The sequence below is a fragment of the Pseudomonas sp. GM24 genome, assembly GCF_000282235.1.
GTDB lineage: Bacteria > Pseudomonadota > Gammaproteobacteria > Pseudomonadales > Pseudomonadaceae > Aquipseudomonas.
This window is the reverse complement of sequence record NZ_AKJR01000058.1, coordinates 17,623-32,799: the sequence shown is the minus strand read 5'-3', so window position 1 is coordinate 32,799 and position 15,177 is coordinate 17,623. Positions and strand designations below refer to the sequence as shown.

Genomic DNA, 15,177 nt, shown 5'->3' with positions numbered 1-15,177 from the left:
CAGTGGCTGTTTAAAACATCCGGGTCATCCCGACCCGTCAGTCACTCGATGAACAAGGTAGCCGCCGAAACTTAACTCAAACTGAATCAAACGCTCTAGAACGTGTGTTCCAGGTCACAAAAAACGTGACTGGGTGATTTCGGCGGAAGGATTCCCACCCCTCAACCATAGGCCAATTGTCGCTAAATCAACGACATCTGGCGACCCGGCGGACAGAAGGCCGTGCAATCGAGGTTATAGCCTTCGCGCTGATTCATGCCAAGACGCTTGATGGCTTTGGCAAAACGCTGCGCGAGCAGGTCGGCAAATACCCCTTCGCCGCGCATGCGTGCGCCGAAACGGCTGTCGTAGAGCTCGCCGCCACGGCTCTGGCGGATCAGGCTCAGCACGTGTGCGGCGCGTTGCGGATAGTGCGCCGCCAGCCATTCCTCGAACAACGGCGCCACCTCCAGCGGCAGGCGCAGCATCATGTACGCCGCGCTTTGCGCACCGGCTGCGTGGGCTTCGCTGAGCAGGTTTTCGATTTCACTGTCGTTGATCATCGGAATCATCGGCGAACACAGCACGCCGACCGGAATGCCGGCCTCGCGCATGACCCGAATGGCGCGCAAGCGCGCTTTGGGTGCCGCGGCGCGCGGTTCGAGGATGCGTTTGAGCTCATCATCGAGTGTGGTCAGGCTGATCATCACCGCGACCAGCCGTTGTTCGGCCAACTCGGTCAGCAGATCTAGATCGCGAAGAATCAGCGAGCCTTTGGTGACGATGGTCACTGGGTGCCTATAACGCAGCAGCACTTCGAGGGTCTGGCGGGTGATTTTGTGTTCGCGCTCGATCGGCTGATACGGATCGGTATTGGAACCCAGGTTGATCGGCGCGCATTGATAGCCTTTCTTTCCGAGCTGTTCTTCCAGCACCTGGGCGGCGTTGGTCTTGGCGATCAGCCTGGTTTCGAAGTCCAGCCCCGGTGACATGTCCCAATAGGCGTGGCTGGGCCGTGCGTAGCAATAGATGCAGCCATGCTCGCAGCCGCGATAAGGATTGATCGAGCGGTCGAAGGGCAGATCGGGAGATGTGTTGCGGGTGATGATGGTCTTTGCGGTTTCGATCATCACCTCGGTGCCTTGAGTCAGCGGCACTTCCTGGTACCAGCCGTCATCCTCGGCCACCGATCGGTTCGGCGCGAAGCGGTTGTGCGGGTTGCTGGCGGTGCCGCGACCGCGAGGCGGTAGAGGATTGATCATTTGGGCAGGCTCCTGATCTGTATATGCATACAGTACATGAGCGGGGCCACTGTGATCCAGTACCGTTCAGCGATGGGAAACTTGCTGACTGGAAAAGTTTATATATAAGTGCAAAGTACAATCCGAGATACATATGCCCCGTTGTCGCGACAAGTTATCGAATATAGTCTTGGTTACTTCTATCGGCACTTGGCCGATAACTAAATTAAAAAGGATTTAATTCGTGTCTTATCTCAATCAACGTGGTGTGTTCTTGCAGTTGATGCTGCCGAATGCGTCGGAGCCAAATACTATTGTTTCCATGCAACTGGCCCGTAAGGAGTTGGGCTGGAATGCCGAGGAAGAGCTGCCCACCGAGGGGCTGGTCGATTCGATCTACGTGGTGGCGGTGTCCAGCGACCGTGGCAAGACATTCACTATTCGTAACAACAAGAAAGATGTAGACGGTGATGGCGATATTGATAACGACGACAAGGCGAAGTTGATTGCATTGGCCAAGGCTTATGTAAGTATCGTTAATCCGTAATTGAAAGTGCAAGAGTCGCAAACAAATAACAATAAAGTCCTGCATGAAAATTCATGCAGGGCTTTATTGTTTTAGAAGAAGACACTGTGAATGGAAGGTGATCAGTCAAGGGCTGGCTGGGCATACACCCTGTCAACTCTGACAGTAGACCGGAATTCTCGCCAAGCCTAATCTCAAACACGCAATCAATCTGAAGGGTTTCATCCATGGCTATCAGAATACTGCTGGAAATTGCGGATATGGATCGAGATGGAAGTCCGGAAATCGCGTTTTATCACTACAGTGAAGACGCGACCGAAATGATGGATTACGACTATTCGCTTTTTGCTTCGTCGTCGCAGGCCAATGGCCGTTATGACTTGATCTCCGAAGACGCCATCGATACTGACGGCGATGGCGACACCGACAAATACGACGAGAAGCTTTATCTGCAGTTGGCCGATGCATTCGTGCAGTTCAAAGGCTTTCAGTCCAAGCGTTGATTGGCCGCTGACACCACACGAAAAGTCGAACCGTGCCAGCGGCGTATCAATCACATCCGTCAGTTATGCGTGGTGACTTGCCCCAAATCATCCCCGGAAGTCGTCTGCATATCGTTCTTGCGCAGATTGGCCACATCCTCAGCGTCAACCGGCGCACCTTTATTACCCCAACTGCCACGGATGAAGCTCACCACATCCGCCACTTCCTGATCCGACAGGCGCCAGGCGAAGCCCGGCATGGTGAAGGTCGACGGTGCCGTGTGCGTCGCCGGCAACGTGCCGCCCTTGAGCACGATGTGGATCAACGAAGTCGGGTCTTCCGATTGCAGCACCGGATTACCCGCCAGCGCCGGGAATACCCGGGTGTAACCGTGGCCATCGGTGCGGTGGCACGCCGCGCAGTTGTCGATGTACACCGCAGCGCCACGCTGACTGTCATCGCCATTCCATAGGGCTTTCGCCGCTTTCTCGTCGTACTGATGCGGATGATCGTTCGGATCACTGGCCGGCAACGACTTGAGGTAGCGGGCAATTGCGGTCAGATCCGCGTCGGTCATGTATTGCATGCTGTGGGTGACCACATCACTCATGCCGCCGAACACGGCGCTGCGATCGCTGCGACCGGTCTTGAGGAACTGCACCAGTTGCTCCTCGCTCCAGCTGCCGAGGCCATCCTTGTGATCGCCGCGCAGGCTCTTGGCGATCCAGCCTTCCAGCGGCGCACTGCCGGCGAGGAAGTTGCTGCCATCGGCAGCGCTCAGGGATTTTTCCTGCATGGTCAGAGCGCGCGGCGTATGGCAAGCGCCGCAATGGCCAAGGCCTTCGACCAGATAGGCACCACGGTCGATCACCGGGTCGGCACTTGTCGTTTTGTAGTCCTCGACCTTCGGCGCAAACATCCAGCGCCAGCCCATCAGCGGCCAGCGCATGCTCAACGGCCATGGAATATCACTGGCCTTGTTCTCTTGCGCCACCGGTTCTACGCCGTGCATGAAGTAGGCGTACAGCGCTTGCATGTCGGTTTCGCTGACACGGGCGTAGGACGGATACGGCATCGCCGGGTACAACGTACTGCCGTTTTTGGCGACGCCATGGCGCACGGCCTGATCGAAGTCTTCGAAGCTGTATTCGCCGACGCCGGTCTTGTCCGGGGTGATGTTGGTCGAGTAAATCGTGCCGATCGGCGTTTCCATCGGCAGGCCACCGGCGAACGGTTTGCCACCCTTAGCGGTGTGGCAGGCCACGCAGTCACCGGCGCGGGCGAGGTATTCGCCCTGTTTGATCAAGCTTTGATCAACGTCGGCCGCATGAGTGGAGGCACTGCCGAGCAGCGCCAGGGTCGCGATAACGAGATTTTTCATGGTCATCGCTCCTTAAGCCTGAACCAGCGGGCCGGGGTTTTTCAGGTACTGCTCGCGGATTGCCTTCGCCGACCAGTAGGTCAGTGCGGCAACCAGGCCGGTCGGGTTGTAACCCAGGCCTTGCGGGAACGCCGAGGCACCCGGAACGAAGACGTTATGCACGTCCCAACTCTGCAGGTAGCGGTTCAGCGCACTCTTCTTCGGATCAGTGCCCATGATTGCGCCACCGTTGAGGTGGGTGGTCTGGTAAGAGGCGGTGTTGAAGTGATCGCCGACTTTCTTGCCGATCACGGCAATGGCTTTCGGCCCCATCGCTTCGGCGACCTTGCCCATTTTCTCGACCATGAAGCGGTTCATCTTGATGTCGTTTTCCTGCCAGTCGAAGGTCATCCGCAGCAGCGGCAAGCCGTAGGCATCGCGGTACACCGGATCGAGATCAAGGTAGTTGCCCCGATAAGACTGATGCGCGCCGTGGGCGTCCATCGACACCTGGTGGGTGTAGTAATCAGCGGTCGCGCGTTTCCAGTCACTGCCCCAGGCCGGGGTGCCTGGCGGGTTCGAGGTGCCGGCAATCGGCCGGCTGCCGGCCTGGTTGACCCACATCGGCGAGCCGCCGACAAAGCCGTGCGGGCCGTGGTCGAAGTTGTCGGCGTTGAAATCGTCCAGCGCCACGCCGTTGCCGCCGGCGCCGATGAAGTTGTTGGTGTGGGTGTCCTTGTCGAAGAACGCCTTGATGGTCGCCATGTTCTGGTAGGCGAAGTTACGCCCGACCACGCCTTCGCCGCTGATCGGGTCGTACGGCTTGCCGATGCCGGAGAGCAGCATCAGACGCACGTTGTGCAACTGGAACGCGCCGAGAATCACCAGATCCGCCGGTTGCTCGATTTCGCGACCCTGGCCGTCGATGTAGGTCACGCCGGTGGCTTTGGATTTCGTGCTGTCGAGGTTGACCCGCAGCACGTGCGAGTTAGGTCGCAACTCGAAATTCGGCAAAGGTTTCAGCGCCGGCAGAATGTTCACGTTTGGCGAAGCCTTGGAGTACATGTAGCAGACATAACCGCTGCAAAAACCGCAGAAGTTGCACGGGCCCATCTGCGCACCGTAAGGATTGGTGTACGGCCCGGAGGTGTTCGCGGACGGCAGGTTGTAGGGTTTGTAACCGACTTCTGTCGCCGCTTTACCGAACAGCTGTGCGGATACCGTGTTCTTCTGCGCCTCCAGCGGAAACGGGTTGGAGCGATCCGGTGCGTACGGGTTGCCGCCCTTGCCTTGACCGACCAGTTGGCCCTTCACGGTCCAGGCCTGGCCCGAGGTGCCGAAGACTTTTTCGGCGAAATCGAAGAACGGCTCCAGTTCTTCATAGCTGACGCCGAAGTCCTGGATAGTCATGTCCTTGGGGATAAAGCTTTTGCCGTAGCGCTCTTCGTAATGGCTGCGCATGCGCAATTCGATCGGGTCGACGCGAAAGTGCACGCCCGACCAGTGCAGACCGGCGCCGCCAACACCATTGCCGGGCAGAAACGCGCCCAACTGGCGGTTCGGCAGGGCGATGTCGTTAACGCTGTGGCGAATAGTGACCGTCTCTTTGGAGATGTCCTGAAAGAGTTTTTTGCGCACGCTGTAGGTGAGTTCGTCGATCACCTGGGGATAGTTGCCGTCGGGGTAGGTGTCCTGCATCGGCCCGCGCTCCAGCGCCAGCACGTTGAGACCCGCTTCGGTCAGCTCCTTGGCCATGATCGCGCCGGTCCAGCCAAAACCAACGATGACTGCGTCAACCTTCTTCATTACCGTTGCCATGCTTACGCCCTCTCGCCGCGAATCGAAACTGCCGGGAAGGGGTATTGCTCGTTGCGTTCCACCCAATCCATGAAATCGGCGCGGGCGCCGGGGAAGCCGATCATGGTCCAGCCGACCATGCCTTTGTTGCCACCGTGGATCGGGTCGCAGAAGAACCCTTCCTTGGTGTTTTGCAGCAGCAGATTGAAGAAAATCTTCGCCGGCACCGCATCGAATTGCGGCTTGCCCGCTTCAAGTTGCTTGAGCAAATCGTCTCGGGTAGCGCTGTCTTGCTCAGCAAATACTTTACCGTTGAGGGATTTTGCCCACTGATCCGTGGCGGCAATGCCGAGGCGATAGATCTCTTTGGGCACCAGTTTGCTCTGCCAGCCCATTTCCGGCGCGGCGTCGGCATTAAACGGGCCTTGCATGTACCAAAGGGCACCGGCGGCGTACGGCGTGTTCATCTGCCGGTCGATGTATTCCGGCACGCCGGCTTCGAGCGCACCCGGGCCTTGGGCATCGTTGGGGATCAACTGCGCGACGGCGGCATTGATGAATGCCCATTCTTCGGCGGTGAAGTAGCTCGGCTGATAAACCCCGGCATCAGCGCGGACCGGTTGCGGCGCGGGTGCAGTGGGTGCGGCTTCGGGCGCCGCTTGCAGCACGCTACTGCCCAGACCGGTGCCGGCCAGGGTGACCACCGGGATCAGGGTCAGGGATTTGCGCAAAAACTCACGCCGCGGGTTGTCTCGATTTTCATCAGACATGGTGGTGCACCTCATCAGGCATTAAGGGACAGCCGCTTCTGCGAGCGGCTTGAGGATTTTTCGTCGCGACAACAGCGGTCTGACCCAGGAAAAGGGGACGCGCCTGCAACATCATGTGACAAATGGTAGCAGGCTAAGCTTCTCGATGAACCGATTCATCGGAAAAAACACCGGTTTTCTGAGTGGCGATGAATGAAACAGTGTCCATTCACAATTCTTTGACAAGCGCCTCACAGGGCTTTGACCGCGCAACGCCGAAGCTGCGGCTCCTATCACCGATGAACCCCGACACGGTTACCCCAGCATGTCCCGAGTGCGTTTGTTCCCTGCTTTGTGTTTATCGCTTGTCGCGCTGTTGCACTGGCTGCCAGCCCAGGCTGCGGCGACTGCGACTGCGACTGCGACTGCGACAGCGACGGCCCGTCCCACTGATTGGGCGCAACCGGTCGAAGTGCAATACAACCTGTTCCAGATGTCGCCGACGCTCTATCGCAGCGCATTGCCGGATGGCGGCGCCGTACCGTTACTGAAAAATCTCAAGGTCGCCACGGTGATCAACTTCCTCCCGGAAGCCGACAGTAATTGGTTGTCCGAGCCGGACATTAACCAGGTGCAACTGCCGTATCGGACCAATCACGTTGACGACGCCGACGTGCTCAAGACCCTGCGGGCTATTCAGTCTGCCGAAGCCAAGGGTCCGGTGTTGATGCACTGCAAACACGGCTCCGACCGCACCGGCCTGATGGCGGCGATGTACCGCGTGGTGGTGCAGGGCTGGAGTAAAGAAGACGCCTTGAGCGAGATGACCCAGGGCGGTTTCGGTGAGAGTGGGCACTTTCGCGACAGTGTCCGCTATGTAATGCAGGCCGATGTCGACAAACTGCGCACAGCGCTGGCCAATGGTGATTGCAGCACCAGCGCGTTCGCCACCTGCTCGATGAAGAGCTGGTTTCAGTCAGTCAATCTGAAGTAATCCACGACCTTCCACGACGTTGCATCGTGGAAGGTTTTCCAGTCGCAGCTCAGTCCTCGGACTTTTTCTTCAGCTTCGGATTCGGAAAGAACTGCACCGCCTGCACGGTCTTGTCCGGCGCAGGTTTGTTCAATGCACTGGTGTTGACCCGCGTGCCCAGTTCTTTCGGTACCGACAGCCCTTGCTCGTTCAGCGTGTCCGAGTAACCGCAGGCCACACATTCACGGTGCGGCACGCTGTCCTCGTTCCACATCATCAACTTGTCCGGCTCGCTGCACGCCGGGCAGACCGCCCCGGCGATAAAGCGCTTCTTGGTAATCACAGGTGCCTCACTCATGCTGCCGCGTCCTCACTCAGGCCGCTGTGGCGCAAGAGTGCGTCAATCGACGGCTCACGGCCACGGAAGTCGACGAACAGCACCATCGGCGCCTGCGAACCACCGCGCGCCAGAATCGCTTCGCGGAAGGCACGACCGGTTTCAGCGTTGAGCACGCCGTCCTCTTCGAACTTCGAGAAGGCATCGGCCGAGAGCACTTCAGCCCACTTGTAGCTGTAGTAACCCGCCGCATAACCCCCGGCGAAGATGTGCGCAAAACTGTTCGGGAAGCGGTTGTAGGCCGGTGGGCGCATCACCGACACCTCGTCACGCACGCCTTCGAGCACTTGCAGCACGCTGCGGCCGTCACCGTGGGTGGCGTGCAGCTCGAAGTCGAACAGCGAGAATTCCAGCTGACGGACCATCATCAGGCCGGACTGGAAGTTCTTCGCCGCGAGCATCTTTTCCAGCAGGTCCTGGGGCAGCGGCTCGCCGCTTTCGTAGTGACCGGAAATCAGCGCGAGGCCTTCCGGCTCCCAGCACCAGTTTTCCATGAACTGGCTTGGCAGCTCGACCGCGTCCCACGCGACACCGTTGATGCCGGAAACGCCAGCGTGATCAACGCGGGTCAGCAGGTGATGCAGACCATGACCGAATTCGTGGAACAGCGTGGTCACTTCATCATGAGTCAGCAGCGCAGGCTTGCCGCTGTCGGCCGGGGTGAAGTTGCACACCAGATTGGCCACCGGGCTTTGCAGCACGCCGTCGACAGTGCGGCGACGGTCACGGGCGCCGTCCATCCATGCACCGCCACGCTTGTTGGCGCGGGCATAGAGGTCGAAGAAGAAGCGGCCGACGTGCTGGCCGTTTTCTTTGATTTCAAACAGGCGCACGTCCGGGTGCCAGGTATCGAAGCCTTTCTGCTCGGCGATTTCGATGCCGTACAGGCGCTGAACGATGGCAAACAGACCGCCCAGCACTTTGTCGATCGGGAAGTAGGCGCGCAGGGTTTCCTGGGCGACGCTGTAGCGTTGCTCACGCAGTTTCTCGCCGTAGAAACCGCTGTCCCAGCTTTGCAGGTCTGCGCAGCCCTGTTCGGCGGCGTAGGCGCGCAGCTGTTGCAGATCCTGTGCGGCAAACGGCTTGCTGCGCTTGGCCAGATCACGCAGGAAGCTCAGCACCTGATCGCTGGACTCGGCCATTTTCGTCGCCAGGCTCAGCTCGGAGAAGCTGGCGAAACCCAGCAGCTTGGCCAGCTCCTGACGCAGGTCGAGGATCTCTTCCATCACCGGGCCATTGTCGTTCTGACCGGCGTTCGGGCCTTGATCCGAGGCGCGGGTGCAGTAGGCGGCGTAGACTTCTTCGCGCAGTGCGCGGTCTTGCGCGTAGGTCATCACCGCGTAGTAGCTTGGGAATTCCAGGGTGATCAGCCAGCCGTCGAGGCCTTTGGCCTGTGTGGCGGCCGCCATCTGCGCCTTGGCCGAATCGGTCAGGCCGGCGAGGGCGGCTTCGTCGGTGACGTGCTTGGTCCACGCCTGCGTGGCGTCGAGCAGTTGATTGGAGAAGCGGCTGCCCAGCTCGGACAGTTTGCTCTGCACTTCGGCATAGCGCTTTTGCTCGGCTTCCGGCAGGTCGATACCCGACAGACGGAAGTCACGCAGGGCGTGTTCCAGAATAGTCTTTTGCGCCACGTCGAAGCCGGCGGCTTCCGGGCTGTTGGCCAGCGCTTCATAAGCCTGGAACAGTTCGCGGTTCTGGCCCATCTCGGTGGAGTAGGCGCTCAGGGCCGGCAGGCACGACTCGTAGGCTTCGCGCAGTTCGGCGCTGTTGCACACGGCATTGAGGTGGCTGACCGGGCTCCAGGCAGCGCCGAGGCGGTCATTGAGTTCGTCCATCGCCAACACCAGACCGGCCCAGGTTGGATTCTGGACTTGGGTCTTGAGGATTTCGGCAATGGCGGCGCGGTTGTCGGCCAGGATCGTTTCGATGGCGGGCAGGACGTGTTCGGCACGGATCGTGGAGAACGGTGGCAGGTCGTAGGACTGCAGCAGAGGGTTGTTCACGCTCACGGTTGGCACCTTGGCTGGGGAAACATTGCCCCATCTTAATTACAATCGGCATTCACCGCAGCTATCGGCGACAGAGAGAGAAATTATCGTGTCCGTTCGCAAGTACCAGAATCACACCCCACGCCTGTGCAAGGGCGCGTTTGTCGATGGCTCGGCAGTGGTCATCGGCGACGTCGAAATCGGCGAAGACAGCTCGGTCTGGCCGTTGACCGTGATCCGCGGCGACATGCACCGCATCCGCATCGGTGCGCGCACCAGCGTCCAGGACGGTTGCGTGCTGCACATCACCCATGCCGGTCCGTTCAATCCGGACGGTTTTCCGCTGCTGATCGGCGATGACGTGACCATCGCCCATAAAGTGATGCTGCATGGTTGTACCGTCGGTAGCCGCGTATTGATCGGCATGGGCAGCATTGTCATGGATGGCGCGGTGGTCGAAGACGATGTGATCATCGGTGCCGGCAGCCTGGTGCCGCCGGGCAAACGGCTGCAAAGTGGCTTCCTTTATGTCGGCAGCCCGGTAAAACAGGTGCGGGAACTCACCGACAAGGAAAAAGCCTTCTTCACCTACAGCGCGGCGAACTACGTGAAACTCAAGGACCTGCATCTGGCCGAAGGCTACGACCAGCTCTGAATCGCCTTACACCTGCTCAGGATTTCTCATGCATTACCAGACCGTACTGTTCGACCTCGATGGCACCCTGACCGACCCGCGTGAGGGCATCACCCGTTCCATCCAGTTCGCCCTTGCCAAGCTCGGTATCGATGAGCCGGATCTGAGCAAACTCGAGCACTTCATCGGCCCGCCGTTGTTGCAGGCATTTATGCAGTTCTATGAGTTTGACGAGGCCAAGGCGTGGCAGGCGGTGAATTTTTATCGCGAACGCTTCAAGGTCACCGGCCTGTATGAAAACCGCGTATTTGAGGGCGTGACGCCCTTGCTGGAAACCCTCAGTGGCCAAGGACGGCAGTTGTACATCGCCACCTCGAAGCCGTGGGAATTTGCCCGTGAGATTGCCCGGCACTTTGATTTCGCCCGGCACTTCAAGGTGATCTATGGCAGCGAGCTGGACGGCACGCGCACCAACAAGGTTGAGTTGATTGCGCACTTGATGGCGGAAGAAGGGCTGGACCCGGCGAATACGCTGATGATCGGCGATCGTAAGCATGACCTGATCGGGGCGCGCAGCAATGGCCTGGATGCGGCGGCGGTCGGTTATGGGTTTGGCAGTTTTGAAGAGTTGAGCGCGGAGGCGCCGGCTTATCACTTTGAAACGCTGGACGCGTTGCATCAGGCGTTTCTGCAGCGCTGATCAGTACGCCATCGCTGGCAAGCCAGCTCCCACAGGTGAGTGATGTACTCAGGTTCACCGCTGTCCCTGTGGGAGCTGGCTTGCCAGCGATGAGGCCAATTCAGCCACGAAAGGTCTGAGAGTCAGCCAACGCTTTCAGCGCCGCTTTGCGCTCGGCGGCCGGCAGCTCCCCTAACTTCTCCACCTCCGCATAAAACCTCATCCAATCCCCCCCGACCTTTTTGAACAACGCCGCAAACGCCGGCACCCACTGGTCATAAAGCCCAAACGGCAGCAACCGCGCATTGTTCAGCGGCGCGTTCACCCAAGCGTCGTAACGCTTGTTCCCGGCCCACTGGGTGTCTCGCTTCACCCGATAGTCCCGGCGAAACCGTTCGAACTCGGCTGCTTTGCGTTCGCGCATCTGTTCGGCGGCTAATGGCTGTGCATAAAGCTTCTCCAGCCGTGAGCGGGTATCGAGTACCAACTCAATAAACTGATCACGCTGCTTCAGCCGCGAATCGGTGTCCGCCGGCAACCCACGAAACGCCCGCCACTGCCGCGTGCCTTCCTGCTCGACAAACGAGGCGAAGGATTCGTTGAACTCGGTGTCGTCCTTCACGTAAAAGCGCTGATGCGCCAGCTCATGAAAGATCAACGTGGCCAGGCGCTCATCACCCCAGCCCATCATCGAATTAAGGATCGGGTCGTTGAACCAGCCCAGCGTCGAATAGGCCTCAACGCCGCCAATCGACACGTCCATGCCCTGCAATCGCTGGATTGCCGCTTCGCCGCGCGCGGCGCTCTGACTGTAATAGCCGCGATAGGCCACACACCCGGCAATCGGGAAGCAATGATTCTGCGGCGTCAGGGAAAACTCCTGCGTGGCGAACACATTCCACACCACGTACGGGCGATGGATGTCGGCGTAAAGACGATAGCTCTGGTTGTCCGGCAAGTGCAGATGCTCGCTGGCAAAGGCGCGGGCCTTCTGAGATTGAGCCAGGTGCGCGCGCAGTGTCGCGTCGCGGCTAGGGTCGTTGATCACCTGCTCCACAGGCTCACGCGCCCGCAGCAATTGCAACTGACCGCTGGCCAACTGAGCGTAATAGCTGACGCTGGCGCAACCGTTGAGCAACAAAAACAACACACCCGGAAACAAAACCCGAAAAACGCGATCAAGTAACCCAAGGCTTGGAAACGGCCTGATCAAAATAAGAAATCCCCCGGAGAGTCTGCCCGCAAGACTATCCCGCCTAAAGGAGCACCGCTATGCGCATATTGATGCTGACAGGGGGCCTGCTGACGCTGGCCGGTTGTGCCAATTTCGGAATGCCCGATCCCGACCCTTCGCAAGCCTGGATCGACCTTGATGCCCGGCAGCAGGACACGTCGTTGCAAGCGCTGAAGGTCGATAGCAGCGTGACCGACGACAAACGTTACTTCGAAGTGCAGCCAGGCAGCCATGAGTTGAAGGTGCGTTATCAGTTTCCGGTGGAGGCGACCAATATCGGTCCCGACGCTGAGCCGCTGTGGCGCGATTGCCTGTTGAGCGTGAAATTCAAGGACTTCAACGCCGGCCAGCGTTATCAGTTGCAGGCCGGCAGTATCGGCTTTCGACCATGGGCCAAGCTTTATGACGAGCAGCGCAAAGTGGTAGGTCAAGGCACACCGGCAGGCTGTCAGCGCACCTGATCGGCGCTATGCTGAGGATTCACATCCGTGGATATTCATCATGCGCCAGTTGCTGTTGTTGCTCGCTGCCGGTCTTTTGGCCGGTTGTCAGACGCCTTTGCCCCCGGCCGATCCGCACATGGCCTGGGTCGATTTTTCGACGCCGACACCCGGCGGTAAAGTGCTGATGGCCGAGCGTCTCGACAAACAGCGACTGAATGACGGGCGCTACTTTCAGGTCACCCCCGGCAGTCACGAACTGCGCGTGCGGTTCGATTTCGAAGTGTTTGGTGGTGGCGGCAGCTTGATGAACGGCCCGGTGGAGCGGCTGTGCTATCTGTACATCCGCTATGACCATTTCGAGGCCGGGCAGCGTTATGTGCTGGAGGGGCGTTCGCTGGGGTTCACTCCGAGTGCCCGGCTGTACAACGCCAAGCGCGAAATCGTTGCCGAAGATCGTGACTACAACTGCATCATGTGAAATGTTTCAGCTGTCGTTTTTCTGGTAGATGATCGCTTTGGTGCCGTTCTCACATGAACCGACCACCATGGCGATGTCATGTTTCGCAGCTTCTTCCTTGGTTACGATTTCCAGTGTATAGGACGGCACTGCTTTAGCCTGAATCTTGATTTCGATCTCTTTCTTGAGTTCTTCGCAGTCTTTGGGTGCCGCAATTACCGAGGTGGCCAGTGCACTGCAGAGAATCGCCAAGCCAATACGTTTCATGAGTGAAGCTCCCTGAGGCAGCGCGCACGGGCGTGCGCTGAAGCTGCTGTCATTGATTCGACCATACTTTTACAGCGAGGGTTCTGACTTCGCTCATAAGTTGTGTTTACGGTGTTGGATCGGCAGTGATTGTCAGATTGCTATCGCGAGCAGGCTCACTCCTACAGTTGATCTCCAGTGGGCACAACAATTGTGAACAACCGAGATCCCCTGTAGGAGTGAGCCTGCTCGCGATAGCGTCAGACCGGTAAGAGTCGAATTAGCTGACCAACGAAGCCTCAAGCGTAATCTTCGCATTCAGCACTTTCGACACCGGGCACCCTTCCTTGGCCTTGTTGCTGAGCTCTTCAAACTGCTCCTGCGTCGCCCCCGGGATTTTCGCCTTGAGAATCAGCTTCACCGCGGTGATCGCGAACCCGCCATCCACCTGATCGAGGGTGACTTCAGCCTGAGTATCAATGCTGTCGGCCTTCAGGCCCGCATCGCCGAGAATCATCGAAAACGCCATAGAGAAGCAGCCGGCATGCGCCGCGCCGATCAGTTCCTCCGGGTTGGTACCTTTGCCGCCCTCAAAGCGCGCCTTGAAACCGTAAGGCGCCTCTCTGAGGACACCGGTTTCAGTGGAGATCGAGCCAATGCCGGTTTTCAGATCGCCTGCCCAATGTGCGGATGCTTTCTTCACGATAGCCATGTCTGCCTCCTCAAGATCTGACGCGGAAACGCCGCGTCGTCGTGGTTTTGCTTGCAAGGCTTCTGAGGATAGACGCCGCAGCAAAGTTCAGCCCGGCTGAATCGTTGACTTTTTTAGTAGGAAATTTCATCGCTGCTATTGAAACTCGGGTATATGCCCTCATTGCACAAAACACGCTTATGGATTTGGCAGGTTTTCGTTTGCAAGAAAAGCCTGCCTCCTCACTCGGAGACGCAGGTTTATGAAACAACTGTCCGACGTAAAATTTTCCACCCTTGATCTGGTACCGGTGCGCGAAAACGGCAGCCCGGCGCAATCGCTGCGCAACTCGCTGGATCTGGCGCAGCACGTCGAGAAATTCGGCTACACGCGGTTCTGGGTGGCCGAACACCACAACATGGACGGCATCGCCAGTTCTGCGACGTCGGTATTGCTCGGCTATCTGGCTGGTGGTACGTCGACCATTCGTGTCGGCTCCGGCGGCGTGATGCTGCCCAACCATGCGCCGCTGGTCATCGCCGAGCAGTTCGGCACCCTCGAAAGTCTGTATCCGGGGCGGATCGACCTCGGTCTGGGCCGCGCGCCCGGTTCCGATCAGATGACAGCCCGTGCTCTGCGCCGCGAGCGCTCCGGCAGCGCTGATGACTTCCCCGAAGACGTCGCCGAACTGGTGCGCTACCTCGGCCCGCGTACCCCGGATCAGCGCGTGATCGCGATGCCGGGCACCGGCACCAATGTGCCGATCTGGTTGCTGGGTTCCAGTCTGTTCAGTGCGCAACTGGCCGGTGAGCGCGGTTTGCCTTACGCCTTCGCATCGCATTTCGCCCCGCGTTTCATGCACGAGGCGATTCGCGTTTATCGCAATCACTTCAAGCCGTCGGCGGTGCTCGACAAGCCTTACGTGATGCTCGGCGTGCCTTTGGTGGCAGCGGACACCGATGAGCAAGCCGATTACCTGGCGACATCGGTGTACCAGCGCATTCTCGCGTTGATGCGTGGGCAGAGTCTGGTGCAGCGTCCGCCGGTGAAAACCATGGACGGCCTGTGGCTGCCGCATGAGCGTGAAGCGGTGGGTGATTTCCTTGGGCTCGCGATGGTGGGTAGCCCGCAGAAGATTCGCGCCAAACTTGAAGTGCTGATTGAGCAGACCCAGGCGGATGAGCTGATTTTTACCAGTGATCTCTACGAACACGCTGATCGTGTGCATTCCTACGAGTTGTTGGCGCAGGTGATGACGGGCTGAAAAGCCGAAAGGCACCCTCACCCTAGCCCTCCCGAA

The 15,177-nt window shown here is 58.9% G+C and carries 17 protein-coding genes; 8 read left to right on the top strand and 9 right to left on the bottom strand.

What is annotated here, in order from left to right; translation table 11 throughout:
• Nucleotides 1–182: 182 nt before the first annotated feature.
• A complete protein-coding gene (locus PMI23_RS09420; protein WP_007911719.1) occupies nt 183–1,241 on the bottom strand; it encodes a PA0069 family radical SAM protein in 1,059 nt (352 codons plus the stop codon).
• A 223-nt stretch (nt 1,242–1,464) separates the two neighbouring features.
• On the opposite strand from PMI23_RS09420, the gene PMI23_RS09415 reads away from it, so the two are divergent.
• Both PMI23_RS09415 and PMI23_RS09410 read left to right on the top strand, forming a co-directional pair.
• Nucleotides 1,465–1,767 (top strand): hypothetical protein, encoded by a 303-nt coding sequence (locus PMI23_RS09415; protein ID WP_007911718.1) that lies wholly within the window; start codon nt 1,465–1,467, stop codon nt 1,765–1,767.
• Nucleotides 1,768–1,973: 206 nt separating this feature from the next.
• Complete coding sequence (locus PMI23_RS09410) at nt 1,974–2,249, top strand: hypothetical protein (RefSeq protein WP_007911717.1); 276 nt, start codon at nt 1,974–1,976, stop codon at nt 2,247–2,249.
• A gap of 59 nt (nt 2,250–2,308) precedes the next feature.
• Here PMI23_RS09410 and PMI23_RS09405 read toward each other — a convergent pair whose 3' ends face one another.
• Genes PMI23_RS09405 through PMI23_RS09395 form a run of 3 tightly spaced genes read right to left on the bottom strand, consistent with a single transcriptional unit; the run spans nt 2,309 to nt 6,156 of the window.
• Nucleotides 2,309–3,610, bottom strand: a complete 1,302-nt coding sequence (locus PMI23_RS09405) for a c-type cytochrome (RefSeq protein ID WP_007911715.1) — start codon at nt 3,608–3,610, stop codon at nt 2,309–2,311.
• Between the two features lie 12 nt (nt 3,611–3,622).
• A complete protein-coding gene (locus PMI23_RS09400; protein WP_007911713.1) occupies nt 3,623–5,407 on the bottom strand; it encodes a GMC family oxidoreductase in 1,785 nt (594 codons plus the stop codon).
• A 2-nt stretch (nt 5,408–5,409) separates the two neighbouring features.
• Nucleotides 5,410–6,156 (bottom strand): gluconate 2-dehydrogenase subunit 3 family protein, encoded by a 747-nt coding sequence (locus tag PMI23_RS09395; protein WP_007911712.1) that lies wholly within the window; start codon nt 6,154–6,156, stop codon nt 5,410–5,412.
• Nucleotides 6,157–6,460: 304 nt separating this feature from the next.
• Here PMI23_RS09395 and PMI23_RS09390 point away from each other — a divergent pair, with 304 nt between their 5' ends.
• Entirely contained in the window at nt 6,461–7,129 is a 669-nt protein-coding gene (locus tag PMI23_RS09390) for a dual specificity protein phosphatase family protein (protein WP_007911711.1), read from the top strand.
• A 49-nt stretch (nt 7,130–7,178) separates the two neighbouring features.
• Here PMI23_RS09390 and PMI23_RS09385 read toward each other — a convergent pair whose 3' ends face one another.
• A complete protein-coding gene (locus tag PMI23_RS09385; protein ID WP_007911710.1) occupies nt 7,179–7,466 on the bottom strand; it encodes a YheV family putative zinc ribbon protein in 288 nt (95 codons plus the stop codon).
• Nucleotides 7,463–9,514 carry an oligopeptidase A gene (prlC, locus tag PMI23_RS09380; protein WP_007911709.1) on the bottom strand — a complete coding sequence of 684 codons (2,052 nt, stop codon included), beginning with the start codon at nt 9,512–9,514 and terminating at the stop codon, nt 7,463–7,465. Before prlC ends, PMI23_RS09385 begins: the two co-directional genes overlap by 4 nt.
• 88 nt (nt 9,515–9,602) lie before the next feature.
• Between prlC and PMI23_RS09375 the strand changes: the two genes are divergently transcribed.
• Complete coding sequence (locus PMI23_RS09375) at nt 9,603–10,148, top strand: gamma carbonic anhydrase family protein (RefSeq protein ID WP_007911708.1); 546 nt, start codon at nt 9,603–9,605, stop codon at nt 10,146–10,148.
• Nucleotides 10,149–10,176: 28 nt separating this feature from the next.
• Nucleotides 10,177–10,827, top strand: coding sequence for an HAD family hydrolase (locus tag PMI23_RS09370; RefSeq protein ID WP_007911705.1), 651 nt, complete (start codon nt 10,177–10,179; stop codon nt 10,825–10,827).
• A 100-nt stretch (nt 10,828–10,927) separates the two neighbouring features.
• Here the strand turns inward: PMI23_RS09370 and PMI23_RS09365 are convergent, their stop codons facing one another.
• Nucleotides 10,928–12,019, bottom strand: a complete 1,092-nt coding sequence (locus PMI23_RS09365; RefSeq protein ID WP_007911703.1) for an aminopeptidase — start codon at nt 12,017–12,019, stop codon at nt 10,928–10,930.
• Nucleotides 12,020–12,078: 59 nt separating this feature from the next.
• On the opposite strand from PMI23_RS09365, the gene PMI23_RS09360 reads away from it, so the two are divergent.
• The gene (locus tag PMI23_RS09360) at nt 12,079–12,501 is read left to right on the top strand and encodes a PA0061/PA0062 family lipoprotein (protein WP_007911701.1); all 423 of its coding nucleotides are present in this window, start codon (nt 12,079–12,081) and stop codon (nt 12,499–12,501) included.
• Nucleotides 12,502–12,541: 40 nt separating this feature from the next.
• Nucleotides 12,542–12,961 (top strand): PA0061/PA0062 family lipoprotein, encoded by a 420-nt coding sequence (locus PMI23_RS09355; protein WP_007911699.1) that lies wholly within the window; start codon nt 12,542–12,544, stop codon nt 12,959–12,961.
• 6 nt (nt 12,962–12,967) lie between these two features.
• Here PMI23_RS09355 and PMI23_RS09350 read toward each other — a convergent pair whose 3' ends face one another.
• Together PMI23_RS09350 and PMI23_RS09345 are read right to left on the bottom strand one after the other, a co-directional pair.
• Nucleotides 12,968–13,207 (bottom strand): DUF1161 domain-containing protein, encoded by a 240-nt coding sequence (locus PMI23_RS09350; RefSeq protein WP_007911697.1) that lies wholly within the window; start codon nt 13,205–13,207, stop codon nt 12,968–12,970.
• 259 nt (nt 13,208–13,466) lie between these two features.
• The gene (locus tag PMI23_RS09345) at nt 13,467–13,898 is read right to left on the bottom strand and encodes an OsmC family protein (protein ID WP_007911695.1); all 432 of its coding nucleotides are present in this window, start codon (nt 13,896–13,898) and stop codon (nt 13,467–13,469) included.
• A 241-nt stretch (nt 13,899–14,139) separates the two neighbouring features.
• On the opposite strand from PMI23_RS09345, the gene PMI23_RS09340 reads away from it, so the two are divergent.
• Nucleotides 14,140–15,141, top strand: a complete 1,002-nt coding sequence (locus PMI23_RS09340; protein ID WP_007911692.1) for an LLM class flavin-dependent oxidoreductase — start codon at nt 14,140–14,142, stop codon at nt 15,139–15,141.
• The last annotated feature ends 36 nt before the right edge of the window (nt 15,142–15,177 follow it).